A 25,056-nucleotide genomic window follows, 5' to 3' on the forward strand; every position below is an offset into this window, starting at 1 on the left:
ATTCATTTAATCAAAAAGTTGAATAAATATGAAAACTAAAAATATATTATCGATATCATTCATATTGTCGTTTGTATTAATGATGGGTTGTACCGAGCAACCCTATTTTGATATTCCTGTTGATGCAAATGGTAACGTGATCTTTACTGGTATTTCTGAAGTCACCTCAACAGGTGTGACAGCAGCAGATCCTGATTTCACCATCAATGCCTATTTTCCAAATGCAAAATCAGGTGATGTGATGAAAGCAGAGGTATTAAAAAACCAGGTGCCTTCATGGGATCCTGATGGAGCATTGCAGTTATTGCCTCTAGAAGGGTCTTTAAAAGAGGTGACGGTTGGCGGCGATTTGACTGCTACCGTAACCTACACAAAGGCGGAAGCTGGATTGAATAATGTAGGCGATGCAGTAACCATTGTATTTTCAGGAGCTACAGATTCAGGAATCATTTCGATCACTCTTCAACCATAGTTCCATAAAACGATTTATGTTTTAAGGAATTGAGTGCGCCCTTTGAAAAATCGGGGCCAATGGTCAGAGCCACTTTGATGGCGAAGCTGGTCCTACCAGTTAACTTACCTATGAGATCCTGCCAAAAAATGGCAGGGTCTCTTTTTTTTCCGTGTTGGTTCTAGTTCATTCAGTTAAGACCTTGGTGGCGGTCATTAGCCTAAAACCATTTCAGCAGTTATAAAACCCAATCTGGTTTTTTTTCAAGCTAAACATAGCCCTCCCAACCTAGCTTCTTTCGAGCAAGGCAAAATACCGTTTTAGAGACCATACATTTACAGAAGTTTCTCTATTTAAAAGAACGCTGAACAGCCTGTTCAGTTCTTCCTGAAGGGATTTTTTCAAAAAATTGGTAAGCAATAGAAACACATTGTGAAAAGGCAAGCTCCTTTCCTTTCCCTGATAAAAAGAAGGCCGGACCCTACCCCACTCAATAAATTCAGGGTAAGACTATTCTTTATACACCTAATGCGCCTATGTATTTCTTTTTAAAACATTGTATCAAATGATTCTCCATTAAACTTGTAAATGCCTCCATTTTCCATTGCAAAAAGCAAGTTTTTATCATTGTCTTCAAATATCTCCCAAATCATCTGGGTCGAAAGTTTGGGATCTATAATATAGTTTGTCACTGTCTTGCCGTCAAATTTCCAAGCTCCAGTATCTCTATCTCCAAACCAAATGTTTCCTTCTGAATCTTCAATAATGGCAAATACGTGTTCTAATGTTCCAGCTGGAGAAGTATTTCCATCCTTACTACTATTGGGGTGAATGAGGCCGTTTGCATCAGAAAAATTAATAACTGAATTCCCCTCAACTAGTAGCACTCCAATTCCATTATTTCCTATCCAAATTCGTCCTTGTGAATCTTCGAATACACTTCTTATGTGCAAAACTTCCCCCTCTTTAAGTGCCAATTTACTTTTATCATAAACGTTTATTGCTTTGCCATCGAAATGGAATAATGTTGCATAAGTTGCTATCCATAGTTGTCCTTCTTGGCCTTTCGAAATACCTGTTACGCCGTAGGAATTATTATTGTTTTCATTTTCTGGTATAGGGAATGCCAGATAATTCAATATTTGACCATCAGTTCTATATATGCCAGGGTTGTTTCCAGCATTAAACCAAAGGGTATTGTCAGTTTTTTTTATTTCTTTTTGCAAGTTACCACCTGTTATTGGAGTATGATTGGTGATTTTGTTACCATCGTAACTACTAACTCCATTGGCTGTGCCAAACCAGATGATACCATTTTTATCTTCTTGTATTGAACGGACTTGATTGTCAGGTAACCCTTCATTAGTTGTAAAGTATTTAAATGATTTTCCATCAAAAACCCCTACTCCTTCCTTGTGACTACCAATCCAATAATTTCCTTTGCTATCTTGAAAAATTGCCCGAATTCCGGATTTAAATTTTAGTGTATCGGATTTTGGAGTGCTTACAAATTTCGGTTGGCTAATACCTTTTTGAGACGATTTCTTTTCTACGCAGGAAAAGGTTAGCGTTAATATCAGTACTAAATAGATTAATTTACTCATGTAGGTTTTTAGTTTATGAAGTCCTCAATTGGCATAAGAATATGTAGCCGATTCGGGGCTTCATTCCTGTCAAGTTACAAAAGCTAAAGCCATTTAATTTACTGCTATTTCGGCTATTATTTTTATGCATTGTTTACTTGCGTTATTCTTTCAAATTATCTATCTCGCTTGAAAATAAATCCATCAAATCAGTCTTGGAAAACATACATTCTTCAAAACTGGTTGCAATCACTTCAAGAGTAACATCCTTAAATCTGGCAATAAAGTGCGTGCGGTTTGTATAATACTCATCTTTATGGCTTGGATGCTGCCTTTTTAAATCAAGGATTTCTTGAATCCATGGTGAATTTTGAGTTTCAAACAATCCATAAAAACCTAACCCATATTTCATTAAGGGATGACCAATTTCGTCATTTGGATATCCATATTTAAAAATGGCAAATGGAAACTTTAAAGTTTCAATTTGCCCATCCTTTTCTTCAAGTAGTAGATATAAATCATTTTGAGTTGAAAAAACAAAGTTCTCATACATGAACTTATAATCTTTTTTGAGCTTAATTTCCTTAACAACTGGGGCAAGTTGCTTGTCATATTGTTTCTTTTTGAAAATCATTGAGTATTATCTTTATTAAGTTGATAAATCATTTGTTCAAAGCTTTCATACTTTGGCCCAAACTCCTCACATTTTTCGTGATCCCAAAGAACCATAGTATATTCTTGGTCTGGCTTTGATACAGAAGTATCAAAACATAGAAACCCCAATCACTCCAACTTGAGAATGGTAATTTCCCTTTATCAATCAGAAACTCTCTAGGATAACCTTCAAATATTATTTTATTCAAAGATGCGCTCCACGTATTTACAGAATGCATGCAAAATTCGCATTCTGAAATCATTAATTCATAGAAGTGTTTATACTTAAGAAATCTCTTGTATTAATCTGGAAATTTATGTCCGATATAATTTCAATGTTTCAGTGATGTTCATTAATGTAAGCTAACAATTATACACATACATGATTAACTAAGGAATTGCGTATATATCCACTATGCTACCAACCACTAGGCTTATTATTTATCAAATTAAGTATTTCGGTCAAAGAATCTAAGGGAGTGACCACATTTTTATTGGAATTGGCAATAATAAGACTTTCCAGTTAGATCTGTTTGGTTTGTATAAAGAATTAGAAACCAAGTTGTGTGGATTAAATGGCTTGATGGGACAGATGGTTAAGACCGCCCAAAAACCCTGCTTAAACCATCAGAAAAGTGGCCTTAATCACTGAAAGGAAAAACAATTCCCGATAAGATGGTCTGGCCCCTGAGCCTGTGGTCCCTGTGCGGAATGGAAGGGCCAGCCTTCAGAATGCTTAGTTATTGAGAGTAATTTTCTATATTTTCTTTTTCAATCGCTTCTTCCTGTACATAATTCTTTACGACTTGATGTTGTTCAATTGGTTCGCCTTCCCATTCTGTATCTCTAAAGTCCCATAGTATAGTGCCGTCATAATACTTTTCTATTTCAATGAATGGTAAAAATCTCGGACTCTCAGTTATCCAAAAACTTCCTTCTCCACCCGCATAAGCACCTACTGGTTTGAAATAAGCGTTAAATAGTCGGCCGCCCACACTTTGGTAATAGAAACTTCTCATTTTGAATGTATTCCAAGCAAATGGATTTATCAAATTCAGGCCAAGCAAACCATAAACGACTATTGAGGTTAGAATTGCCAATGCCCTAAGCGACCATGTTAACCAAGTTTTTTCTGTCTTCCTCTTAAATACCACTTTCAATGTTATTGAGACAATGAGTATCGAGAAAACTATGTCTGTCCAATATCCAACCAAGGATATATCAGTCGATAAAATTGTCAGTAAATACAAAGTCGTAAATGCAGTCAATGTTATTTGTCTCTTGATTGTCATTTTTGATTATCGCCAACAATTGCATCTATACCTATTTGGCCTCGGAGTTGAATAATGAACTATGCTACCAACCACTAGGCGTATTATTTATCAAATTAAGTATTTCGGTCAAAGAATCTAAGGGAAAGAACATCTTTTAATTGGGAATGGCAATAATAAAACTTCCCAGTTAGATCTGTTTGGTTTGTATAAAGAATTAGAAACCAGGATGTATGGATAAAATGGCTTGATGGGACAGATGGTTAAGACCGCCCAAAAACCCCGCTTAAACCATCATAAAAGTGGCCTTAATCACTGAAAGGAAAAACAATTCCCAATAAGATGGTCTGGCCCCTGAGCCTGGGGTCCCTGAGCCTGGGGTCCCTGAGCCTGTCGAAGGGTCGAAGGGTCGAAGGGTCAGTAGGCTTGGTTATTGTACCTAGTTATTCTTTCTAATGATTTTTACAATTCGGTTAATTGTAATTTCCGATAAGTTCCATTCATAACCATTAAAATCTGTGGTATTGATAAATTGAACCACTATCGCATCTATATCTTTGTGGTATTCTGCAAGGCTTTGATAGCCAACTACCAAACCTCCATGATTGTATTCATAAGGATAAATTTCCTTTTCTCCTTCGTCAAATACCGAACCATCGTTTAAGGCGCGTAAAAATGTACCCACATCTTTTGCTGTAGCCAACATCCCATAGTCACGGGCTTTAAAATCTTCCTCATACCCAACATAATATCCACTCATTACATCATCTAAATCGACTTCAGTAATCGAAAAAAAAGTGTTTTTCAGCTCAAGTGGAATCAATATTTTCTCTTTGATATACTGATTGTGGCTGTACCCTAAAACATCATCCATAATCCTACGAAGCAATAAATAATTCGTGTTGGAATATTCATATCCTTCATTGGGTTTAAAACTAGCAGGTAGGTCTAGAGCAAAATCTAAAGCATTATTGCCATTTTCTTGTTCGTTTTCCCAATACGCTGGATTATCGGTGAAATTTGGAATACCAGAACGGTGTTGAATCATCATCCTCAAGGTAATTTCTTCAGCATTTTCAATTCTATCAATAAGTTCTGGAAGATAATCAGCGAGTGTTTTATCAAAAGACAAACGCTTTTCTTTGACCAATTTAGTAGCTGCTACAGCAGTATATAACTTGCTAATACTTGCAATTTTAAACAATGAATTTGGGTCAGCAGGTATTTTATTTTCTCTATCTTTCCAACCACCTGTATAATGTTCCGGTGATTTCCCTGCTTGGTCCACATAAACAATCATGCCGTCAAAACCGTGCCCAATTGCTTCATCAACTTGTTCTTGAATAGTATCAGGAAGAGGTAAAATCCAGCCTTTAACTAAAATCCATGGCACAAAAAACATGGAAATTGCCGTTCCCCCGAACAAAATGATTCTGATTATTAAGGTCTTCTTTTTAGTCATAAATTACATGAACGACAGTTTTTCCAATAAATCACACCAATTCTAGATAGGTATATTTAGCCTCGGAATTTCGTATGTATCGACAATGCTACCAAGCACTTAGGCTAATAATTTATCAAAATAAGTATTTCGGAAAAAAAATCTAAGGGATAGACCACATTTTTATTGAAAATGGCAATAATCCGACTTTCCAGGTAGATCTGCTTGACTTGTTGAAAGGTTTTGAAGCAAAACAGCAAGGATCAAATAGCTTAATGGAAAAAGTAGGTTAAAATAATAAAACCGCCTAGAGCTTACACTAAAACCATCAGAGGAGAGGCCAAAACCATAATCCCGAAATATGCAATAGACAATCTATTACGTGCTGAAATCGCTTCAAAATACCCAATCGTTGCTGTTTTCAATTCTACCTGACGGTAGACAGGTTCACCATAGCGGTGCTATGCTAAAATCTCCAAACAGCCTGATTTTCTTGCGATTGCAACACTTCCCGTAAACACGGGACAGGCATCACCCCTGACTATCGTCAGGGCCAGGAAATCCTATTACATAATCCGGGATAATCCTAAAAAAAATTCATCCATCTTGCCTTTCACCATTTCAGGAAGTTGACAATATCTTTTCTGAATCACTATAGACTGCGCTATAAGAGCCATATCCTTCCTGCAAATAGTATTTACCTAATCATTACTTCCCAGTACTTGGTGTGCTTGGATTTACCAGCAGGCCCTTCTACCGTTAAGGTCACCACTTTGTGAATTCCTTTTTCTTTGAATTGATGGATGGGATTTTGTTGATTCGAGTAATTTCCATCCCCAAAATCCCATTCCCATTTCAAAATCTCACCTTGTGATTCATCTCTGAAGGATACACGCTTGTTTTCCATATCTATCACTTCAAAGGACCATTCTGCCTTGATCAAATCCTTTAATTCACTTTCTATTGGCATCAATTTAAACTTGCGCAGGTAGCTTGCATCTTTTACCATGCGCGTATCATGGGATAAATTAAAATGCCCCTCTCTTTCCCCTCCGTCAAAATCCAAAATGGACCAGGAGAGCCCAATGCTTTCCCCCTGAATGAGTTCCGATTCAATGGCCTTTTGAGGGCCTTCAAAAGGGGCATAATCATAAGGCGTAACCCAAAACTCCAAAACGAGCTTTCCTTCCTCCCCAGGTTCAAAGTTGTAATCATAAGCATAATTGGATTGAGGAAAATCACCTATCCAATGTTGATTTCCCCAAATCAAAACCCATGCGTTATTAACAGGCGGGGTATAGATATGGTAATTTTGAGCGTGGACACCACTGAAAGTAAAATGATTTTCTAAATAGGCCTCCGTATTGCTATCCCACCTCAGGTCTTCTTTAGTATAAGCCGGGTTATAAATAAAAGGACCACCAGAAAGGTCGCCATCAACCACTATTTCGAAAATATCATTGAGGTAGCCCTTGTTGCTAAACCTCCCAAAATCCCAAAAATCATCAGTAGCTTCATACAAAAAGTATAGCCTGTTCAAACCCTCTACCCAACCTACCTTTACGCTTACCTCCAAATCATTGGAATTATCAATAGCGTATCCCAATCCATCCTCTGTATCTTTCAACATTTCATTGCCATATACATATGAACCTGGTACTATTTCCCAGTCATCCGATTTCCCATCTATACGTGGCATTTGATCTTTAGGAAATTGAAAAATTTTGAAAAGTATTTCATTTTCGGAGGTCTCATTCGGGGATTCATTTTGCGACTTCACCGATGAAGTACAAAAAACAGCCAATATAGTAAACAGACAAATTTTCAGCTTGCTCATTTATCGAAGAAACATTTATAACGCATAAGAATATTTATTTATCTTTTTCGCCAATTATTTATATGCTTAGCTTATGAGTTGCGTATACATGACCTATGCTATCAACCACTTAGGTCTATTATTTATCAAATTAAGTGTTTCGGTCAAAAATTCTAAGGGAAAGACCAAATTTTTTATTGGAATTGCCAATAATAGGACTTTTCAGTTAGATCTGATTGGCTTGTATAAAGGTATGGAAATCAAGCTGTAAGAATCAAACAGCTTAATGAGTTAGGTATTTGCAAATGGTAAAAACAGCCTAAAACTCGCAATTAAGCCATCAGAAAAGTGGCCTAAATCATCTGAATAAAACAAAAGAGGGAAAACAATTCCCGATAAGATGATCTGACCCCTAAGCACGGTCCCTGAGCGGAGTCGAAAGGTCGAAGGGTGACGAAGGGCCGAAGGGGACTAGGTTGTCCCAGGATTTTCCCGTAAATCAATATCAAAACGCTCTACAGCAACATTTCTCGAAGCTACTATGAGTTCTTGTTTATCCAAGGTGATGTTTTGAGCTGTCTCTACACAATTTAACGTAGCTCCAATTTGTCAGGGTTTTGTCTTGGATCCCAAACTGTTAGTATATTTATTATTCTCCGTCTACCTCGTAGAAGATTAAATAATCTCGGACTAATTTCTGACGAACATTTTCAATGTCCGTTGACCGACCCATTTCTGGAAAAGTGGCAATCAGCTCTGTGGCGTCCTCAAACAAATCAATTAATTTTTCACTAAAAGATTCTGATTTGTTTCGGTTAGTCCAATACGCTATAATTTCTTTGAATTCCCTTTCGGCTAGAGGGGACCATTTTATTTTTTTAGCCATTTACGCACATTTTTGAAAACTTCTTCAGAATCAATTCCTTCTCCTTTTTCGATTTGTTTTCTGGCTTCAGCTATTTCAGCTTTTTGTTTTTCATTTGTCATATAAACCGGATCGTCAAAGTCAACCTTAAGAAGCCTATAAATTTCATCAATGATATCCTTGTCATGGATTGATTTAATTTTTTCGATAAGCCTATTTTTATGTTCGTCAGTTACCATATTCTAAGATACTTGTTTTTTTGTAATAAGTTGGAGAATATTCACTAGTGTAGAGCTTGCTCAGTAGAGTAGCCCCTGATAGCCTACATTATTACTACCTTTAACCCGAAATATGCAATAGACAGTCTATTACGTGCTGAAATCGCTTCAAAATACCCAATCGTTGCTGTTTTCAATTCTACCTGACGGTAGACAGGTTCACCATAGCGGTGCTATGCTAAATTCTCCAAACAGCCTGATTTTCTTGCGATTGCAACACTTCCCGTAAACACGGGACAGGCATCACCCCTGACTATCGTCAGGGCCAGGAAATCCTATTACATAATCCGGGTTTAAAGATAATAAGAAGTAATGGATCAGCCCCCTTCATCAAACCGTATCCTGTTAAACAAAGGACAGGCTATCAAGTTTTCCCTCCTACGGCTTATCGATAGCCTTCTTTATTTGCTTTTCACATGAATCTACCAAGCATAGGTATAATCCATCTATAACCACCCCACCCCAATACCTCCGGTAGACCATTGCTCTTCACATTGCTGTTAATCCTTTAAATGTCCCATGGTTTTCCCAAAAACCGAGATCAAAACGCTCCCTATCTACTGATATACTTCTCGAAGCTACTATAGGTCCAGTATTATATATTTTAACTTGCACATTTAAGCCTACCAAGCTTCAGCGAAACCCTAACGGGTGGAGCGCTTCTAAATAAACAGCAAATTATTTAGGTGGATTTACCCCTTCTGAATTACCACAGCTTCGTGGAAGGCTATCGGCACATATAAGAATATAGCCGACTGCGTAGTACTTTTCTGTCAAAATATAGAAAATTTGAATCGGCTACACCCCCTGAATTTACTACTGTCTCAGCTATTATTTTTAAACTTTATTGTGGGTAGTTAATAGTTCATTTAGTTTCTTAAAATATTCATTTTTATTGAATTCAAAATCCTTAAAATCAGAATAATCCCAAAAATTCTGCGAATTTTTGCCTAGATGAATTTGTTCAAATCCTGTCCAAATCACGGTATCTTGTTTTTCAATTACTTTAATCATAAAAGTCCAACAGCCTCGTGAACCACAGTCACAATCAAGTATATCTTTTTTATCTTCCTTTGAATTTTCTTCGCCCTCGGAATTTGTCAAGTTTGCAAAAAGAACTTTTGGGTCAAGTCCGTCATAAGCTCCTGCAATATTTTCACTACCTTTTTCCACAAATCTCAGTTCATAATCTTTTAATGAATCAATCAGGTTTCTACCGTCAATAATTATTTGTGTAGAAAATATTGTGTAATTATCATTAACCACGTCTTTTCTTATTTCAAAATTTAGCTTATTCATATCAAGTTTTGATTTCTATCCATACTCCGTTTGCCAATCTTTCAAATTTGCCCGATTCAGGATTTCCAATTTCTCGCCCTATCACTCTTACTGGCGCTATCCATTCGTGTTGGCAACTTTCTAAAAGGTGTGGTATTTCTTGCCAATCATTTTGATTAACACCCTATTCTTGTGAAGCTTCAATTGCATATTCAACCTTCTCAAACCAATTGTTCCAAATTGCATGTGAATCAGCTTCTTTATAGGATCCAAACAGATTTACTCCAACTTCAGCGTCGTAAATCATTAAACTTTTCACTTCTGAGTCTGGTGGTTTTATGTTTATTATCAGTCTCATTTTAATTGCCACAACAATTGAATCTATACCTATTTTGCCTCGGAGTTGCATATAAATCAACCATGCACCCAACCCCTTCGCCTTATTATTTTTTAACAAATTAAGTGTTTCGGTCAAGGAATCTAAGGGAGAGAGCACCTTTTTATTGGTAATGGCAAAAATACGACCTCCCAGTTAGTTCTGTTTGGTTTGTATAAAGGTTTAGAAGCAAAACAGTAAGGATCAAAAAGCTTATTGGGAAAGGTAGGTCCAAATGATAAAAACAGCCTAAAACATGCAATTAAGCCATCAGAAAAGTGGTCTTAGTCTCCTGAAAACAACGCAAAGGAACAACCTATAACCACCTACTTTTTTTATTCTCCAAGCGCTAAAAAACAAAAGAGGGAAAACAATTCCCAAAAGTAAACCTATTTCTCGATACGATGAACTGGTCCCTGAGCATGGCCCCTGAGCCTGTGGTCCTTGAGTATGGCCCCTGAGCTGAGTCGAAGGGTCGAAGGCCAACCGTCAGAATGCTAAGTAATTGACATGCGTCCACTTTTCATTGATATAAGAAGTCATTGAGTTCACCAGTTTCAGGGTTATAGAGAATGAATCTCTCATAACCACTTAAGTTTCCTGTTGGAGGGATATAGATCGGCTCCATAAATTCAACTGTATCGTATTTCAGAATCGAATCAACCCTAGCATTATCTTGCATAACAAGGGCTCTTGAGACAAAATTCTGATAGTGTCCTATATCAAATTTCCATGGTATCGAGTCAGTTTGATACCCCATTAGATAAAGGCTGTCAAGAGGAGCATTCTTTGCCCTTAAATGTCCAATAATTAAATCGAGTGCATCACTGAGCTCAGTTTCTTGAGTCTCGAATTCGATTAATAATGGCGCATCAATCTCAAGTTCTAAGACGTTAGATTTTTGTTCCGATGTGCTAGTTGCGCAGGAATGTAGCGTTAAGGCAAGAGCAAGTATTGTAATTTTATTCATCATTGCAGATAATGCACCACAACGGGGTCCAGCTTTAAGCCGATGGGCATTTGGAAGCGTTCCCTTCCAAACGATCCCTACCCTCCTAAAGCTATTGATTTTGCTATTTAATCGGAACCGCCCGCTGTATCCGTGGTGATGTTATAGCTCGTATTTTTTTGTTGTCAAACTTCAATAGTAATTTTGACTTTTCCTCCCAATCCTTTTTCTACTATGTCAAAGAGCGTTTTTAGCGTGAGGTTGCTTCCGTTATTTTCAACTCTTGAAATATAGGTTCTTTTTTTATCTACTAATTCTGCCAGTTGTTCCTGGGTCAAATTCTTGTCCTCTCTGGCTTTCTTCAATAATACACCGATTTTAAAGGATTCAAAATCTCTATCAAGTTCATCTCTTCTGGATGTGCCTTTCATTCCATACACATCCTCTTTTATGTCTTTCCAGCTTTTCGTATTCATGGTTTCGTCCTTTTCTTATTTTCTGATTCTTTTTCGGAAAAGTATTGGTCCATCAACCTACTCGCTTTTTCAATTTCCTTGGGAGGTGTTTTTTGTGATTTCTTTTGAAAGCCATTTAATAAAACAACAAGCTTTCCTTCGTCAAAAAAACAAAACACCCTCCAAATATTTGAACCCAACTGAATACGGGCTTCAAATAACCCTTTCTTGGTCTTGATAGGTTTTAAGTAAGTTTTAGGTACTCTTTCCAGGGTTTCAATAGCCTCAATCACCTTATAGATTTTATTTTGAACTTTTTCCGTCTGTTTTCTCAGAAATTTCTCAAAATGGTCTTGGTAGGCTATGACTTCCCTTACTTTATCCATAGACGTAAATGTAACTTAAAAGTTACTATTTTCAAAATTTAAAACTTGTTGAGGAGTAACCCCTATCGGCCTATTATTATTTGTTAAATAAAGTGTTTCGTCTCGATACAATAATCTTAACCCTGAACATGGTCCCTGAGCCTGTGGTCCTTGAGCATGACCCCTGAGCGGAGTCGAAGGGGCCGAAGGGTCGAAGGGCCAACCGTCAGAATGCTTGGTTATTGTGGTACCTTATTCCTTTCATTCTCTATCTTTTATTGCTTGTAAATTTTTGAAAAAGTCAGAATATCGGTCGTCTTCCAAAAGCCGGGTCTGAACTTTTTTTAACTGTTCTATTAATGGGTCAGGTATATTATATCTTGCTCCTAAACTTCTACTTCTTTCTGTTTTAGTGAAATTTTGGTATTCTTGCCAATGTATTTCTGGTGTATTCACCAAATCAATCATTTCTTTTAGAACTTCAAGAAGCTCCTTTGTTTCCTTAGCCTTCTGGTCAAAATAGCTTAGTTGTTTTAAAATGTCAATAGGTAATGCATACCGCCAATTTTCAATTGCGTTTCTTTTGTAATAATACCTACCTCCTTCTTTGTAGTTTCTGATTATTATTTTTTGAAGAATTATCGTGTCCAATGTAACAGGGTTGTCGACATAAAATGCCTTTTTAACTCTTTCAACCTGCTTGACAGAACTTTCTGTAACCTGTTTTTTCAAAATTTCAACAGTCTGATCACTATAGTCAATTCCATATTTTTCCTTGGCAATCCTTATTTCTTGGTCGATATAATTGTAATCCCTTTCAAACCTTTGATGGTATGCTAGATTGAGTTTTTCTTGACTTACTGTAGTCGTTAATTGTAGTACGAATGCAGTCAGCATACAGAGAAGGAACGTTGAAAAAATCCATCTTCCTGCTTGGTAAACAAGCCTAACCGTAAACCAACTTTGCATAAATACGACAATTGGTATCAAAACAAAAAGTATCCAATATTCTTCATAAAGATTTAAATGGTTGTCGTAACCTGGGGTTCCAAATAAAACTATAGGTAGGATTGAACCAAAACGAGATATTATCATCAGAATGACCCAGAATATTAATAAAGCATTCATTCCGGAAAGCTGTTTGTAAATTCTGTCCTTTCTTCGATTTTGTTTTTTGTTCAGCATCCAAATCCATATTGTGATTGAAAGTCCCAATACAGAAGAAAGGAATGAGAAGAAATAATTGAAAAATAGAAGTTCATTTTCTTCTAAAATCAGCAAGTCCGCTTGCATACTTGTGTATAGCCGAAGAACTTCTCTTGCATGATTTAAAAACAATGAAATTGAAATCGCTGAAATCAGTCCTGCCACTATTCCAATCCAAAATCTCTGTGGACCGATATTTCGAATGGATATTTTCCCCTTTCTAAATCGAATGTTTGTCATTTAGCTCGGTCTTTCTATAATGTGCCATAATGGGGTTCAACTTTGAGCCGGAGGGAATTTGGAACCGTTCCCTTCCAAACGATCCCTACCCTCCTAAAGCTATTGATTTTGCCATTTAATCGGAACCGCCCGCTGTATCCATGGTGATGTTAGACTCAGTTCTTTATCAGGTTTACTATCAGTTTAATCATCAAATCCCTTTGCTCAGGTAAACTTTGCGCTACTGAAAATGCTACCAATGTGCTTTCATTATTGTTTCTAATTCCTCTTTCATCCAAATAATAACCCTTCTACTCAAACAACTATACGAACAGGAATGAAACCACCTTTTTCCATATAGATATATAATGTTATTTGATGAAAATATTAATTCAATGCTTCAAAAAACCTATGATTTCGAAATTACCAGGATTATTTATAGCATATTCAATTAAAACCTTCGATCCTACTTCTTTTTTATTGACTCTCTGATAAAGTTTTTCCTTCTGGACATAGACTGAATCTCCAACTTGATAGGTTATTGTGATAATTTGAACAAATCCCATTCCTTTGGGTCCATACCCAAGTGCATTTTTTGTAATTATTGCTTTTATTTCTGCTGTTTTTGTCCAAGGAGCAAAGGGTATTTCAAAATTATTCCACGCCAGGTATAGAAAAACGCCAAGCCCTAATATTCCGATTATCCAAGGATTCTGCTTTGCCATTTTATAATTGAGTCTATCAACCTACTCGCTTTTTCAATTTCTTTGGGAGGTGTTTTTTGTGAACAGGGAGGTTATTTTCTTTCTACCCAGTTTTCTAACTTTAAGTTTTTAATATGCCGGAAATCTTTTACGTTGTCGGTTACTAAAGTCATATCATTTGCAAGTTCAGTTATCCCAATTATCAAATCAAATCGTGTAGAGGTGTTCCTTTTTTTCGTAGATAGACCTTGTTAAGTGCATACTGATCTACAATCCCAAAGATTGGAATTATTGTCAGTCCTCTTACAAATTTGTCAACGGCTTTGTGTGACCTTTTAGGATTATCGCTGTTTTCCGCTCCGTATTTGAGTTCAAAAACTGTTATTTCGGAAATAAAACAATTTTCAAGTCCTTTGTTCTGAACTTTCTACTTTCCCTGATATCCTTGTTAATTTCTTCGGCCGGCCTATCTGATGCAAATCCCCCAAAAGAACTGAAAAAATCCTTTTCATTAAGCCTTCTGCCTTTCTTAATAGATTTAGTAAGTCGTTCGAGCAATTCTAATTTACTTACAGCACTTAAACTTTCAAAAAGCGCTGAATAGGTTTCCACAATATGGCGTTCCGCGTGTGTCATAGCCTGATTTTTAATAAATATACGAAATTTCTTCTTTATACTTATTTTTCATAATAAGTAGGTTTCTCTAAAACTTTTTGGCAGCGTATTGCCTTTCGGAGCGAGCCAATATCATTTCAGTAATTGCTCTCGTTTTTCTACCATTTCCATCTTCAAATGGGTGGATGGTAACAAACCATAAATGTGCTATTGCGGCTTTAAGAACAGGGTCAATTTCTACTTCATTTTCAATCCAATTGTTTCTGTTAAGGATTTAACCTACAAACTTTTCAAGCCATAAAACTACAACCCTTGAACTTACTGCTGTTTCGTCTATAATTATTGTACGTTCTTAGGCTTTTTTTTATTTGAATTTATATCTTGTGGAGTTTTTGTCTCCGATTTTCTCAACCATTCCATTTTCAAATGCAAACTTTAAATCACGACTTGCAGTTGCTGATGATATTTCTCTAAAATTCTTTAGGTAATCCTTTCGGGAAAAGTAACCTTCCTTTATTATTGATTTGAACAGGTTGACTCTGTCAATATTTTTGAGGCTTACATTCTGTATATTTAGTAATTCTTCAAATGATTCATGTATAATTTCAAGCATAAATTCAATGAATAGGGTTGATTTTCCAGAATTATCAGATTTCCTTAAAGCCTCATAATAATTTTCCTGACGTTCCATTATTAAGGTTTCTATGGGCAAAAACTCAAAAACGGGGTGGAATTTTTTTAAAATTAGGGTTTGCCATAGTCGTCCCATCCTTCCATTACCGTCAATGAAGGGGTGTATAAATTCCATTTCATAATGAAACACACAACTTTTGATTAAAATTAAATCATCATCATTCTTAAGATAATCAAATAAATCATTCATTAAGGGTTTAAGCATTCCACTTTGTGGAGCAATATGTGCAATTTCTGAACCCTTTATTATTCCAACAGATTTACTTCGGAGTTGTCCAGCAGATTCAATTAGGCCATTCATTAATAATCCATGGGCCTCACAAAAAGACGCGAAACTATTGGGGTTTAAGTTGTCCAAATAGTCATATACTACTATGGCATTTTTTACTTCCAGAATGTCCTTCTTGGGTCCAATCACCCTTCTGTTTTCAACAATCGCAGTAATTTGTTCAATGGTCAGCGTGTTTCCCTCTATTTCAAGAGAAGAGTGAATTGTTTTAATTCTGTTTTTCTTCCTTAGTTCGGTTGGAGGTTTACTCAAATGAGCAGCGTTTACCTCACCTATCTTCTCTGAAATTAAAGCAACAAGCTTTAAAATTTTACCTGTTATAGTATAAGGTGGTTTCATTCCATACAATCATGATAGTATCATTTGATAGTATCAAAGATAGGCAATAGGCTTTAATATTTCTACAATTTTCAAATTGTGGTGTTTTGTGAAAGACAAAAGCCGTTGAGTAAAGCCTAACAACCTAAATTATTAGTACCAATAATAATAAGCAGTAAACCTTCAGCGCCCCCTTTATCAAATTGTATTCTGTTAAACACAGGTGGAACTCAAAAATCAATGGGCAAGTACTTAAAAGCACTATTAGACAATCAATTCGTCTACTTTTTAATAATTTTACTGCTACGTAATTCCCTGAATTACCCAACAAAACCAATCCAATCCCCATAGCAAAAAGCTACCGGAGCTTGAGTCCAACCCCGGTCGACCGGTACTACAATGAACCGAAGCCTTGCTTCGGTTCATTGTAACTTAATTGTTACCTGCTGACTTTCTTATCATTATTACTATTATAAACGCTATCAAAAAACCAAAACAAAGATAAATAAATAAATCCCCAACCATTGAATATACTGTGATAATTCCTTCTGCTTGTATATTGGCTATCATTACTTTATTATTGGCATCAAAACTACTCGATTGACTTATCATTTCGCCATATGGTGAAATGATTGCAGAAAGTCCAAATCTGGTTGAGCGAATTATTGAGTGACCTTGCTCTATTGCTCTAAAAGCTGACATTCTTGTATGTAATGGGTCTATTCCACGCCAATCTGATGATGGAACTGCAACAATATCAGCTTTTAATTTTCCAAATTCTTGTGCGATATATGGAAAATCATAATCGTAGCAAATTGCTCCGCCAATTTTACTTTCTGATACCTGGACTGTCTGAAAAGGTTTTGTTCCTTGAATGGCAGGTTCTCCAGGAACAGGTTGATGTTTTAGATACGAATATACGATTTCTCCTTTTTCGTTGATAAATACAAACTTGTTCTCATATCTTAAAGGATTTTCAGACACAGGTACTACATAAGATGCAACAATTGAAATGTTTTTCTCTTTTGCAACTGCCTTTATTGAGTTTTGGATATCTTTTTCATTACTTGGTAGTGTGAAAAATGAAGCCTCATTCCAAACTACTATTTTAGCTCCGAAATCACCAGCTTTTTTCGTTTTTATGAGTAAATCAGATATTACTTTATCGTTGCTTTCTTTTGTTGGTAGAGGCAAACCACCAACTGTTGAATTTGTTCCTACTGTTGCAACAGGTATTGTTTTAACTCCTTCTGATTTTTCCCTATCAATACGAAGTGAGCCAAAAATAATTACAATAACTAGAATTGAAAGAGGTACATACACGGATAACAAATTTGCTTTTTTCCTTGTCATTAATTGAGCAATTGAAACATTTACCCAATAAATTAGGAAACTTAATCCTGCCATTCCAAATACAGAAACAAGTTGTATAATATTTATATTATTCGATTGTGAATAGGCCATAACTCCCCAACTTGCAAAAGGTGTAAAGGTATATTGTACCCATTCCATTATTATCAGGATTGTCGGAAATAGCAGTATTGACCATTTATGATTTTTAAATTTATCCCAAATCAAATAAGCTGGTAAATGGAACAGACTTATAGGAATAGAAAAAAGGAAAATCATTAAAAATGGTATTGGTGGTGTAATAATTTTCAGAACGACAATTGACCACGAAATAATTAAAGCAATAATAAAAAGCAACCTTGATTTCCACCCCTTTGTATTACTTAGATATAACAAAAATGGAACGACAGAAAACCACGCAAAAAAGTCAACACCGAATGACATATGTGTCATTGAAACAGTTGCTATTCCAATCAGTAAAAACCAAAATGGTTTCAAATTTTTAATAGATAGATTCATTTCTTTCATTTTTAACCGTTTAAATTCTTTACAAAATTCGAGCGATTAAAAATGTTCTCCATTAACATTTGATAAAAAGCAATTAACTCATCAAATCTTTTCGTAATCTACTTAATGAAATATTTGTAATGCCTAAATATGAAGCAATAGTTGTGTGAGGGATAAGATTTTCTAAAAGTCGGTGTTTTTTTCGGAACGCTATCAATCTTTCCTTTGCCGTAAGAGATGCTAATCCTATTTCTTTTTCAACTTTTTGCATAAGTTCATTTTGTAGCACTGTATTTGCAAAATTTCTTATTTCGATAATCTCAATCATTAAATTTTCAAATTCTTTGGCATTGATTGAAGCTATTTCTAAATTGGTTAATGCCTTGAAATATAGATTTGAAATATTGTTAGGGGTTCTTGTTTGATGAGGGGATAAGATGCTGTTCTCCGTGAATAACGATATAGTTATTTCATCTCCATCTGGATTTACCAAATAGCTTTTACAAACCCCACTTAGAATAAAATATTCCTTTTCATTTCGTTTGTTTCTTTGTATAAATGTTTCTCCTTTTTCGAAAGTTTCATATTCCAGCAAACTCTCTATTTCCTGAAATGATTTTTCAGATATTGGAAATATCCCATCTATAATATTTTTTACTTTCTTATTCACGATATTTATTTTGTTGTGCCTGCAGGGTAGAGTAGCGCCTGATAGCCTACTTTATTTATTCTTATAAAGATAATAATAAGAAGCAGACCATCAGCACCCCTCCATCAAAACGCATCCTGTAAAAGGCAGGCAAACTATGAGATTTCCCCTCATACGGCTCACTGATAGCCTTATTTATATGCTTTTAAAATGAATCTACCAAGCATAGGTATAATCCATCTATAACCACGCCATCCCTATGACTCCGGTAGACCATTACACTTCACATTGCTGTTAATCCATGCAACTTTCCAGGGTTTGAAACCGTTAAAACGCTCCCCATCTACAGATACACTTCTCAAAGCTACTATGGGTTCACGCTTACGCATTACGGCTTGCACATTTGAGCATCCCGAGCTTCAGCGAAACCCTAACGGGTGGAGCTCTTCTAAATGAACAGCAAATTATTTAGGTAGGATTTACACCTACTGGATTACCACAGCTTCGTGGCACACCAACGGTCTAGTATAAGCGTAATGCAGTTTTAATAGCGATTCACTTTCTGCTTGTACTAAACTTTACTGGAAACCAAAATACTCAATTTTAGCCAATCAGCCCGCATTACGCTTATACAATGTTATGTGGATACCCTTTTTTGTTTTGTTGATTTAGAAATATTTTTTTAATTTTGTCGCTATGAGAATGACAGTAATGCTATAATATTCCTTTCGAGCTTAGTTCTTTAAGCAATGCGCTTTATTTATACAAAGCGTACTTTTTTTATTATTCACTCATTTTATTAATAACCCTATAACCAAGTTTATTGACGACAGTATTTATTGTTGCTTGTGGGTGGTTATTTAAACAAAAATATATGTCAGATATACTGAGTAAAAACGAAATAGAGCATTTTATTTATAACGGTTTTGTTCGTCTTGATAATTCATTTTCCAAGGAAATAGCAGATGCTGCTTTAGAAATTCTTTGGAAGGACCTTCCTTGTGACAGGTCAAATCCTTCAACCTGGGTTGAGCCTGTAATTCGTTTGGGAATGTACACAAATGAACCTTTTGTCAGTTCCATAAACACTCCAAAGTTGCATAATGCATTTAATCAGTTAATTGGTAAAGACAAATGGATTCCTTGTCGGAATGTAGGAACATTTCCTGTCAGATTTCCATCTAATCAGCAACCTAGCGATACGGGAAAACACGTAGATGCAAGTTTTCCGGGAAATGACCCAAATAATTTTCTTGAATGGCGTGTCAATGTCAAATCGAAAGGAAGAGCGTTATTGATGTTGATTCTTTATTCTGATGTCAGGGAAAATGATGCTCCAACAGTTATTTATGAAGGTTCACATATTGATGTTGCAAAGGTACTGTCTAAAGAAGGAGATTTAGGTCTTTCTTTTATGGAACTTGCAGACAAGTTGGACGAGTTGCCAAAAAGAAAAGAAGTGTATGCAACTGGTAAAGCAGGTACAGTTTACTTATGTCATCCGTTTTTAGTCCATTCAGCTCAACCACATAGAGGAAGTACTCCTAAATTTATGGCACAACCACCTTTGTTGTTAAAGGGCGAATTGTCTATTTCAGATTCTGATATCGGCTATTCTCCCGTTGAAAGGGCTATTCACTTAGGAATAGATTAGAAAGCATACACTGGCCTATTTTGACCAACAGGGCCACCAGCCAATTGGTTTAATAAAATAAGAAAGCAAAAGAAAAAGCGCCAGTTAGCTTAATGGGACAGGTATGTCCAAAAGGGAAAAACCACCTAATAATCACACTTGAAACATCATAAAAGTGGCTTCAGCCTCCAAAAAAAAACAAAATAACGTAAAGGAAGGCCTTTAATTACCGATTACATTAACTTTCTCATCCTCCAACCATTGAAAAATAAAACAGGGAAAACCATTCCCCATAGTAAACCATGTTCCCAACACCCTGTACTGGTCCCTGAGCACGGCCCCTGAGCTTGTCGAAGGGGTCGAAGGGTCATTGAAGTTTACCCTGAACTTTCTCAGGGTTCAACCTTGCATTCAGAATAGGCTGTTCCAGTCGTCAGAATGCTTAGTTATTGCCACACGTTTTTTATTTTTCTTTCATTAATATTTTATCAACAAATTCTTTCTCTTTTTCAGTCAGTATAATGTCTTCCATTGTCAAGTTCGGATTAGGCATGTACCAAGCGAATTGAGAAAAGTATTCTTTAAGGTCAGGACTATTAAAGTCGTAGCCGTATTGCGCGTAAATAGTATTTCTTAGTAGTCTGAGTTCTTCTTTTGAGTAGTCAGCTTCTAAAAACAAGTTGCCAATTGATACTATTTCACCCTTTCTAATCTTTTCATAGTCAACTGGGTAACTAGTAAAAGAGTATCTACTTACCACACCAAATTCAATATTCTTAGTTGGCTTGAAGTCTGTCACCTTTATTTGAACCTGGCCGCTTAGAGTCCTTACCATTCTACATGAATCATTGTCGATATAGTCGAACTTCTCATCGGTTACTTTTCCTGTTCCGATAATCGACCAATTTGCTGTTTGACCGAAAATGTCGTTTACATAGAAATATTGATTTTGTCCCATGTCAATATTAACCGTCAAGTCTTTAATTTTTCCGTCTGCCCATTTTGAACCTGTAGTCAAAATGTAGTTGTAGAATTCGTCCATTGAAACATTTCCGCTTGCTGGGAAATTGTAACTATGGTTTATTTGATTCAGCCCTGGTTTAAATGTGATTTCAAAGAGGAAGACAAAAATTCCTGGGTCAAATTGTGTGAATTGAAAGTCTTTTGGGTCTTTCAATTCACAGTCTTCACATTCGGCAGCCTTTAATTTGTAAGGAAGAATCTGTCCGTCTTGGATAATGGTGAAATTGCTTATTTGATTTGAGTTGCTCAGAGAGTCCGAAACGTCCCCTGCTGCTGTTGGAGCTTGAAATCCGATTAATAATTTTCTATCCGTACTTTCAGGATTGTTGAATTGGAATTGAATGTCAACATAACCTACTCTGTCTCGAACTGTGAACGACAGGATTTCTTTGTCCAATGATATTCTTGTCTCCTGAGTCGGATAAATTACACTTCCACGAGTCAGATAAACACCATCGTTTCCAAAGGCGGAAAAAGTCAAAAACAGAATCAATATTGTCGATAGTGTCGTTTTCATTTTAATTTGTAGCAAGTTAACGATGCTTGGAGACGGTGGGCTTTCAATCTGTTCACTTCCAGCCTACACCTAACTTCCTAAAGATACTGATTTTCAAATTTAATCGAATACGCCTGCTGTATCCAAGGTGATGTTATGGGTTTTTCTTTCTATGTTCTGTTAATAAGATTTACGATCACATTAATCATCATTTCTTTTTCTTCAGGCTTACTTTCAGGGTATAAAAGAAGGAATTAAAGCGAAGAAAACTAAATATGAAACTTTGCCAAATGTTCGATGGAGACTGAAGTTCTTAGACCTTATCAATAAAGGTTGAACCCTAAATATGCAATAGACATTCTATTACGTGCTGAAATCGCTTTAAAATACCCAATCGTTGCTGTTTTCAATTTTAACTGACGGTAGACAGGTTCACCATAGCGGTGCTATGCTAAAATCTCCAAACAGCCTGATTTTCTTGCGATTGCAACACTTCCCGTAAACACGGGACAGGCATCACCCCTGACTATCGTCAGGGCCAGGAAATCCTATTACATAATCCGGGTTGAACAATAAGAAGGGTAATCCATAAGGAAGCTGTAAATGCATGGATATGTGTGTAAACATCAACTGTCCCAACAAATTCGGGAGATAACACAAAATAGGTTTTGTAAAATCCTAAGAAGGTTAGAGGAATAAATAACAAAAAGATAAAACCAATATTTCTATATTACTTTTCCATGTAGTTTATTATTTAATGAACACCATCGAGCACTACGATTGCTCAAGACTGGTTAGCAACAGGTTTCTTCTTTTTAGATTTTATTTGCCGTTATTTCTGGGAAATCATAATGTCTATGAAAAATTAATCCAGTTACTTGTTTCTCTTCATTGCGCTTGAATTCAATATCTGCTTCGAAAGCTCTGTAAATGTATCTGTCTTTAGATTTTGGGAATATTTCACATTTTGGTTGGATTGGCATTTCAGCATACAGCACTCCATTTTCTTGTGAAATGGTTAATGTTATTTCGTTTCTTTTTCCGCCATAAAAAATATTTAATTCCTCCTTTAACTCAGAATGGCTTAAATTAAGTTCGTAATCCCCAATATAATCCGCAAAAATCTTTTTATCCTTTTCCTCTTTCAGCACATTCTTTAGGGTAATATCGAAATTGATTAAACTTGCTTCAGTTTCAATTCCGTTAATGCCTTTTTGCCTTTTTCTTACGACTTGAGACTTTTCAATATCAGACAAGCCTGAGGCAAATGCATCCTTTTCATTTAATTCTTTCTCCTCCTCGAAGTACATCTGAGTTATCAATTCGTGAAAACCACGCTTTGCCACTTTACAATGTATATGGGGAGTCCTCCAGTCATCACCACCTTCGGAAATAGCATATTTCCCTGGTTTTATGGTCTTAAATCCATATTCTCCTTCTTCATTTGTCTTCATTTGACCCCATCCTTGAAAATTTGGGTCATCTTCTACCTTATTTGTATCATATTCGTGGGTATATTTTCCATGAGTATTTGCATGCCAAATCATTACTAATGCCCCTGAAATAGGATTACAATTTACGTCTGTAACCTTTCCTCTTACATAAATTAGTTCGCCCTTCGGCTTTTCAGCTGCCCCATTGAAGCTTGTCAAATCAAAGTCCTTATCTGATTGGTCTTTGTTGGGGTGAAATGGTCCCATTGTATCATATTGAGTCGGAACGCAATTCTCGACGATTGTTTCTTTCTTCGATGAACTTTCTTTACAGCCTAATATTTTCAATGAAATTGTTCCGATTATAGCTCCAATCCCAAGCTGAAGCCAATTTCGACGATTGATTTTCTTTTGGTTTTTCATTTGTTCGTGTTTTATTTTTTTAATGACCACCAACGTGATTCAGCTTGGTGACGGAGGGCTTCCGGAGTCGTACTCTTCCAGAATACTCCGAACTTCTTAAAGATACTGATTTTTATATTTAATCGAAACCGCCCGCTGTATCCAAGGTGATGTTATAGCCAGTGCTTTCTATTCGGTATCTTCAAGTAAATCGTTGACTTAAATTTCCAGTTTCGGTAAGTCACGGATCACTATTGACCAGATAATTTCTTCGGATACGCTGTCGTATCCGTGAATAATCCTGCTCCTAGTGTCAACAATCTACCTAGAGTTTTTGATCTGAATATTGGGATCCACCTTCAGAATTCTGCTTACGGCCTCTCCGATTATTTCCACATTCCGTTCAATGGCTCTTCTGGTTTTTAAATCATTCCGGAATTCAAAAAAATCTCTTTTTTCAGGCATGAAAAGATTGATTTCATCAATTGCCTGTTTTATATCAGACAGCCAAGTCCTGATTTGATTTTCCATACACTTGGACTTTTGTTTTTTCAATCTGCTGCTTTAGGTAAGGGTTTTTTATAGCTTTTTGTTCCAAGAGGTCAATCTCTCTTTTTAGTAATTGCTCTAGCGCAAACTTTAGATTAAAATAATTATCGGAATAGGTTAAAGGATCATTTTCTTCAATATCGACTATCAAATCAATATCACTTTCAGGACTGAAACCATCAGTTGTTACCGAACCGAAAGCAAAAAGACTTATCACATTGTTGGTGTCACAGAGTGCCTTTATCTGGTCAATATGTCTTTTCAGCTCTTCCATCTTTATAAAGATACAAATTTTCCCATTAGTCTATTTTCAGCATTGGCTATAACGGTTCTCGGGCTTGGCGAAGGTGGCGATTTTCACCACAAATGTTGATGCGGAGAACTAATGTTTGATTAACCCCAAATGTGTCTGCGGAGCACAGAACCGCCACTTTTACCAAGCCCGTGTTAAGTGCTTTATTTCTGATAATTTGATACATCTATTGAGTGTTTTTCATCGTCAAATTTATTGAAAATTAACAACTTGTTATCATCCCATCTAGATTTTCTAAAATCGTATGACGAATTATTTATCAGGTCAAATTCGTTAATAATTTCCCAGTTTTACTTATTGTCCTGCAAAAAATAGATTCATTACCTGATTTTACAACTCGACAAATCGAAAGCCTAAGTTTTCTGATTTTGTGATTTTTTTTTATTTTTTATTCTATGATCCAAATTTTGTTTTTCAAAATCATGTAGTTCTCTTACAATTACTTTTACATTATTTGATTTCAAGATCTCATATATTACAAAGAATTCTTCCCTTTTTATAGTATCTGATTCTGATATGATGCTAATCTGCAGTTCAGAATGCGGCTTGGATTCATGAATTTTGTGAACACTAATCAAAGAGTCAATACAGTCCCTAACATCCTTTATCGTTCTAATTTCTAAATCAAGCTGACTTAAATAGTTTTTATCCATTATGATAGCATTCGGGTCATCAAACCAGCCATTAGTTTTAAAAAATAAAGGATATTTTAAAGAGTCTAACAACAGGAAATTATATTCTGAATAAATTGCAATAGGCGGAAGGGGATTATCTTTTCTTGTTTGCTCGAGTGAGTCCAAGTTAATTTTCACTACTACAAAATCTTTATTATGTGGATTATTGCCAGTTGAACAGCCTGCAATTGCTAACATAAA

Annotated in this window: 25 protein-coding genes and 2 pseudogenes; 2 read left to right on the top strand and 25 right to left on the bottom strand. The window is 35.9% G+C overall.

Features of this window, described 5'->3' with window-relative positions; all coding sequences use genetic code 11:
- Positions 1 to 28 precede the first annotated feature (28 nt).
- Complete coding sequence (locus AC0L7T_RS18435; RefSeq protein WP_473337378.1) at positions 29 to 472, top strand: hypothetical protein; 444 nt, start codon at positions 29 to 31, stop codon at positions 470 to 472.
- A gap of 527 nt (positions 473 to 999) precedes the next feature.
- Here the strand turns inward: AC0L7T_RS18435 and AC0L7T_RS18440 are convergent.
- The 20 genes and pseudogenes from AC0L7T_RS18440 to AC0L7T_RS18535 all read right to left on the bottom strand — a co-directional run bounded on the left by AC0L7T_RS18440 (position 1,000) and on the right by AC0L7T_RS18535 (position 18,721).
- Positions 1,000 to 2,055: a ligand-binding sensor domain-containing protein gene (locus AC0L7T_RS18440; protein WP_473337380.1), complete on the bottom strand. Its 1,056-nt coding sequence runs from the start codon at positions 2,053 to 2,055 to the stop codon at positions 1,000 to 1,002.
- Between the two features lie 142 nt (positions 2,056 to 2,197).
- Positions 2,198 to 2,668, bottom strand: a complete 471-nt coding sequence (locus AC0L7T_RS18445; RefSeq protein WP_473337382.1) for a hypothetical protein — start codon at positions 2,666 to 2,668, stop codon at positions 2,198 to 2,200.
- 760 nt (positions 2,669 to 3,428) lie between these two features.
- Positions 3,429 to 3,980, bottom strand: coding sequence for a hypothetical protein (locus tag AC0L7T_RS18450; protein ID WP_473337384.1), 552 nt, complete (start codon positions 3,978 to 3,980; stop codon positions 3,429 to 3,431).
- Positions 3,981 to 4,398: 418 nt separating this feature from the next.
- Positions 4,399 to 5,421: a serine hydrolase domain-containing protein gene (locus tag AC0L7T_RS18455; protein ID WP_473337386.1), complete on the bottom strand. Its 1,023-nt coding sequence runs from the start codon at positions 5,419 to 5,421 to the stop codon at positions 4,399 to 4,401.
- Positions 5,422 to 6,097: 676 nt separating this feature from the next.
- Positions 6,098 to 7,237: a PKD domain-containing protein gene (locus AC0L7T_RS18460; protein WP_473337387.1), complete on the bottom strand. Its 1,140-nt coding sequence runs from the start codon at positions 7,235 to 7,237 to the stop codon at positions 6,098 to 6,100.
- Between the two features lie 628 nt (positions 7,238 to 7,865).
- Positions 7,866 to 8,102, bottom strand: coding sequence for a type II toxin-antitoxin system RelE/ParE family toxin (locus AC0L7T_RS18465; RefSeq protein ID WP_473337389.1), 237 nt, complete (start codon positions 8,100 to 8,102; stop codon positions 7,866 to 7,868).
- Positions 8,087 to 8,320 (bottom strand): hypothetical protein, encoded by a 234-nt coding sequence (locus tag AC0L7T_RS18470; protein ID WP_473337392.1) that lies wholly within the window; start codon positions 8,318 to 8,320, stop codon positions 8,087 to 8,089. Before AC0L7T_RS18470 ends, AC0L7T_RS18465 begins: the two co-directional genes overlap by 16 nt.
- An 876-nt stretch (positions 8,321 to 9,196) precedes the next feature.
- The gene (locus tag AC0L7T_RS18475) at positions 9,197 to 9,658 is read right to left on the bottom strand and encodes a hypothetical protein (protein ID WP_473337394.1); all 462 of its coding nucleotides are present in this window, start codon (positions 9,656 to 9,658) and stop codon (positions 9,197 to 9,199) included.
- 163 nt (positions 9,659 to 9,821) lie between these two features.
- Positions 9,822 to 9,995 carry a hypothetical protein gene (locus AC0L7T_RS18480; RefSeq protein WP_473337396.1) on the bottom strand — a complete coding sequence of 58 codons (174 nt, stop codon included), beginning with the start codon at positions 9,993 to 9,995 and terminating at the stop codon, positions 9,822 to 9,824.
- A 541-nt stretch (positions 9,996 to 10,536) separates the two neighbouring features.
- Entirely contained in the window at positions 10,537 to 10,986 is a 450-nt protein-coding gene (locus tag AC0L7T_RS18485) for a hypothetical protein (RefSeq protein WP_473337399.1), read from the bottom strand.
- Positions 10,987 to 11,147: 161 nt separating this feature from the next.
- Complete coding sequence (locus AC0L7T_RS18490; protein WP_473337401.1) at positions 11,148 to 11,438, bottom strand: helix-turn-helix domain-containing protein; 291 nt, start codon at positions 11,436 to 11,438, stop codon at positions 11,148 to 11,150.
- Positions 11,435 to 11,803, bottom strand: a complete 369-nt coding sequence (locus AC0L7T_RS18495; protein WP_020891684.1) for a type II toxin-antitoxin system RelE/ParE family toxin — start codon at positions 11,801 to 11,803, stop codon at positions 11,435 to 11,437. The genes AC0L7T_RS18490 and AC0L7T_RS18495 overlap by 4 nt, the downstream gene beginning before the upstream one ends.
- Before the next feature lie 240 nt (positions 11,804 to 12,043).
- Positions 12,044 to 12,910: a 6TM ABC transporter family protein gene (locus AC0L7T_RS18500; protein WP_473337403.1), complete on the bottom strand. Its 867-nt coding sequence runs from the start codon at positions 12,908 to 12,910 to the stop codon at positions 12,044 to 12,046.
- Between the two features lie 689 nt (positions 12,911 to 13,599).
- A complete protein-coding gene (locus AC0L7T_RS18505) occupies positions 13,600 to 13,932 on the bottom strand; it encodes a hypothetical protein (protein ID WP_473337404.1) in 333 nt (110 codons plus the stop codon).
- A 360-nt stretch (positions 13,933 to 14,292) separates the two neighbouring features.
- Entirely contained in the window at positions 14,293 to 14,547 is a 255-nt protein-coding gene (locus AC0L7T_RS18510) for a hypothetical protein (protein WP_048643049.1), read from the bottom strand.
- 91 nt (positions 14,548 to 14,638) lie between these two features.
- Positions 14,639 to 14,764 (bottom strand): annotated as a pseudogene (locus AC0L7T_RS18515) (Fic family protein); the annotation flags it as partial.
- Positions 14,765 to 14,890: 126 nt separating this feature from the next.
- On the bottom strand, positions 14,891 to 15,847 hold the full coding sequence (locus AC0L7T_RS18520) for a Fic family protein (protein WP_473343382.1): 957 nt from the start codon (positions 15,845 to 15,847) through the stop codon (positions 14,891 to 14,893).
- 411 nt (positions 15,848 to 16,258) lie between these two features.
- Positions 16,259 to 17,704, bottom strand: a complete 1,446-nt coding sequence (locus AC0L7T_RS18525; RefSeq protein WP_473337408.1) for an apolipoprotein N-acyltransferase — start codon at positions 17,702 to 17,704, stop codon at positions 16,259 to 16,261.
- Positions 17,705 to 17,777: 73 nt separating this feature from the next.
- Entirely contained in the window at positions 17,778 to 18,353 is a 576-nt protein-coding gene (locus AC0L7T_RS18530; protein ID WP_473337411.1) for a Crp/Fnr family transcriptional regulator, read from the bottom strand.
- Between the two features lie 236 nt (positions 18,354 to 18,589).
- A complete protein-coding gene (locus tag AC0L7T_RS18535) occupies positions 18,590 to 18,721 on the bottom strand; it encodes a hypothetical protein (RefSeq protein WP_473337412.1) in 132 nt (43 codons plus the stop codon).
- Positions 18,722 to 19,206: 485 nt separating this feature from the next.
- Between AC0L7T_RS18535 and AC0L7T_RS18540 the strand changes: the two genes are divergently transcribed.
- On the top strand, positions 19,207 to 19,986 hold the full coding sequence (locus tag AC0L7T_RS18540) for a phytanoyl-CoA dioxygenase family protein (protein WP_473337413.1): 780 nt from the start codon (positions 19,207 to 19,209) through the stop codon (positions 19,984 to 19,986).
- Between the two features lie 442 nt (positions 19,987 to 20,428).
- Here AC0L7T_RS18540 and AC0L7T_RS18545 read toward each other — a convergent pair whose 3' ends face one another.
- From AC0L7T_RS18545 to AC0L7T_RS18565, 5 genes and pseudogenes are all read right to left on the bottom strand, one after another.
- Positions 20,429 to 21,505, bottom strand: coding sequence for a YARHG domain-containing protein (locus AC0L7T_RS18545; protein WP_473337415.1), 1,077 nt, complete (start codon positions 21,503 to 21,505; stop codon positions 20,429 to 20,431).
- Between the two features lie 794 nt (positions 21,506 to 22,299).
- Positions 22,300 to 23,340 carry a dioxygenase family protein gene (locus AC0L7T_RS18550; protein WP_473337417.1) on the bottom strand — a complete coding sequence of 347 codons (1,041 nt, stop codon included), beginning with the start codon at positions 23,338 to 23,340 and terminating at the stop codon, positions 22,300 to 22,302.
- 198 nt (positions 23,341 to 23,538) lie between these two features.
- Positions 23,539 to 23,850 (bottom strand): annotated as a pseudogene (locus AC0L7T_RS18555) (HepT-like ribonuclease domain-containing protein).
- Complete coding sequence (locus AC0L7T_RS18560) at positions 23,819 to 24,142, bottom strand: nucleotidyltransferase family protein (RefSeq protein WP_473337420.1); 324 nt, start codon at positions 24,140 to 24,142, stop codon at positions 23,819 to 23,821. The pseudogene AC0L7T_RS18555 and the gene AC0L7T_RS18560 overlap by 32 nt, the downstream one beginning before the upstream one ends.
- 392 nt (positions 24,143 to 24,534) lie before the next feature.
- Positions 24,535 to 25,053: a hypothetical protein gene (locus AC0L7T_RS18565; RefSeq protein WP_473337422.1), complete on the bottom strand. Its 519-nt coding sequence runs from the start codon at positions 25,051 to 25,053 to the stop codon at positions 24,535 to 24,537.
- Positions 25,054 to 25,056: the final 3 nt, after the last annotated feature.

It is taken from the genome of Cyclobacterium sp. 10D3-21 (genome assembly GCF_055809755.1).

Coding starts and splice junctions, on each gene's coding strand:
- AC0L7T_RS18435 (WP_473337378.1), top strand. CDS start 29: ATGAAAACTAAAAATATATTATCGATATCATTCATATTGTCGTTTGTA.
- AC0L7T_RS18440 (WP_473337380.1), bottom strand. CDS start 2,055: ATGAGTAAATTAATCTATTTAGTACTGATATTAACGCTAACCTTTTCC.
- AC0L7T_RS18445 (WP_473337382.1), bottom strand. CDS start 2,668: ATGATTTTCAAAAAGAAACAATATGACAAGCAACTTGCCCCAGTTGTT.
- AC0L7T_RS18450 (WP_473337384.1), bottom strand. CDS start 3,980: ATGACAATCAAGAGACAAATAACATTGACTGCATTTACGACTTTGTAT.
- AC0L7T_RS18455 (WP_473337386.1), bottom strand. CDS start 5,421: ATGACTAAAAAGAAGACCTTAATAATCAGAATCATTTTGTTCGGGGGA.
- AC0L7T_RS18460 (WP_473337387.1), bottom strand. CDS start 7,237: ATGAGCAAGCTGAAAATTTGTCTGTTTACTATATTGGCTGTTTTTTGT.
- AC0L7T_RS18465 (WP_473337389.1), bottom strand. CDS start 8,102: ATGGCTAAAAAAATAAAATGGTCCCCTCTAGCCGAAAGGGAATTCAAA.
- AC0L7T_RS18470 (WP_473337392.1), bottom strand. CDS start 8,320: ATGGTAACTGACGAACATAAAAATAGGCTTATCGAAAAAATTAAATCA.
- AC0L7T_RS18475 (WP_473337394.1), bottom strand. CDS start 9,658: ATGAATAAGCTAAATTTTGAAATAAGAAAAGACGTGGTTAATGATAAT.
- AC0L7T_RS18480 (WP_473337396.1), bottom strand. CDS start 9,995: ATGAGACTGATAATAAACATAAAACCACCAGACTCAGAAGTGAAAAGT.
- AC0L7T_RS18485 (WP_473337399.1), bottom strand. CDS start 10,986: ATGATGAATAAAATTACAATACTTGCTCTTGCCTTAACGCTACATTCC.
- AC0L7T_RS18490 (WP_473337401.1), bottom strand. CDS start 11,438: ATGAATACGAAAAGCTGGAAAGACATAAAAGAGGATGTGTATGGAATG.
- AC0L7T_RS18495 (WP_020891684.1), bottom strand. CDS start 11,803: ATGGATAAAGTAAGGGAAGTCATAGCCTACCAAGACCATTTTGAGAAA.
- AC0L7T_RS18500 (WP_473337403.1), bottom strand. CDS start 12,910: ATGAATGCTTTATTAATATTCTGGGTCATTCTGATGATAATATCTCGT.
- AC0L7T_RS18505 (WP_473337404.1), bottom strand. CDS start 13,932: ATGGCAAAGCAGAATCCTTGGATAATCGGAATATTAGGGCTTGGCGTT.
- AC0L7T_RS18510 (WP_048643049.1), bottom strand. CDS start 14,547: ATGACACACGCGGAACGCCATATTGTGGAAACCTATTCAGCGCTTTTT.
- AC0L7T_RS18520 (WP_473343382.1), bottom strand. CDS start 15,847: ATGAAACCACCTTATACTATAACAGGTAAAATTTTAAAGCTTGTTGCT.
- AC0L7T_RS18525 (WP_473337408.1), bottom strand. CDS start 17,704: ATGAAAGAAATGAATCTATCTATTAAAAATTTGAAACCATTTTGGTTT.
- AC0L7T_RS18535 (WP_473337412.1), bottom strand. CDS start 18,721: ATGCGTAAGCGTGAACCCATAGTAGCTTTGAGAAGTGTATCTGTAGAT.
- AC0L7T_RS18540 (WP_473337413.1), top strand. CDS start 19,207: ATGTCAGATATACTGAGTAAAAACGAAATAGAGCATTTTATTTATAAC.
- AC0L7T_RS18545 (WP_473337415.1), bottom strand. CDS start 21,505: ATGAAAACGACACTATCGACAATATTGATTCTGTTTTTGACTTTTTCC.
- AC0L7T_RS18550 (WP_473337417.1), bottom strand. CDS start 23,340: ATGAAAAACCAAAAGAAAATCAATCGTCGAAATTGGCTTCAGCTTGGG.
- AC0L7T_RS18560 (WP_473337420.1), bottom strand. CDS start 24,142: ATGGAAGAGCTGAAAAGACATATTGACCAGATAAAGGCACTCTGTGAC.
- AC0L7T_RS18565 (WP_473337422.1), bottom strand. CDS start 25,053: ATGTTAGCAATTGCAGGCTGTTCAACTGGCAATAATCCACATAATAAA.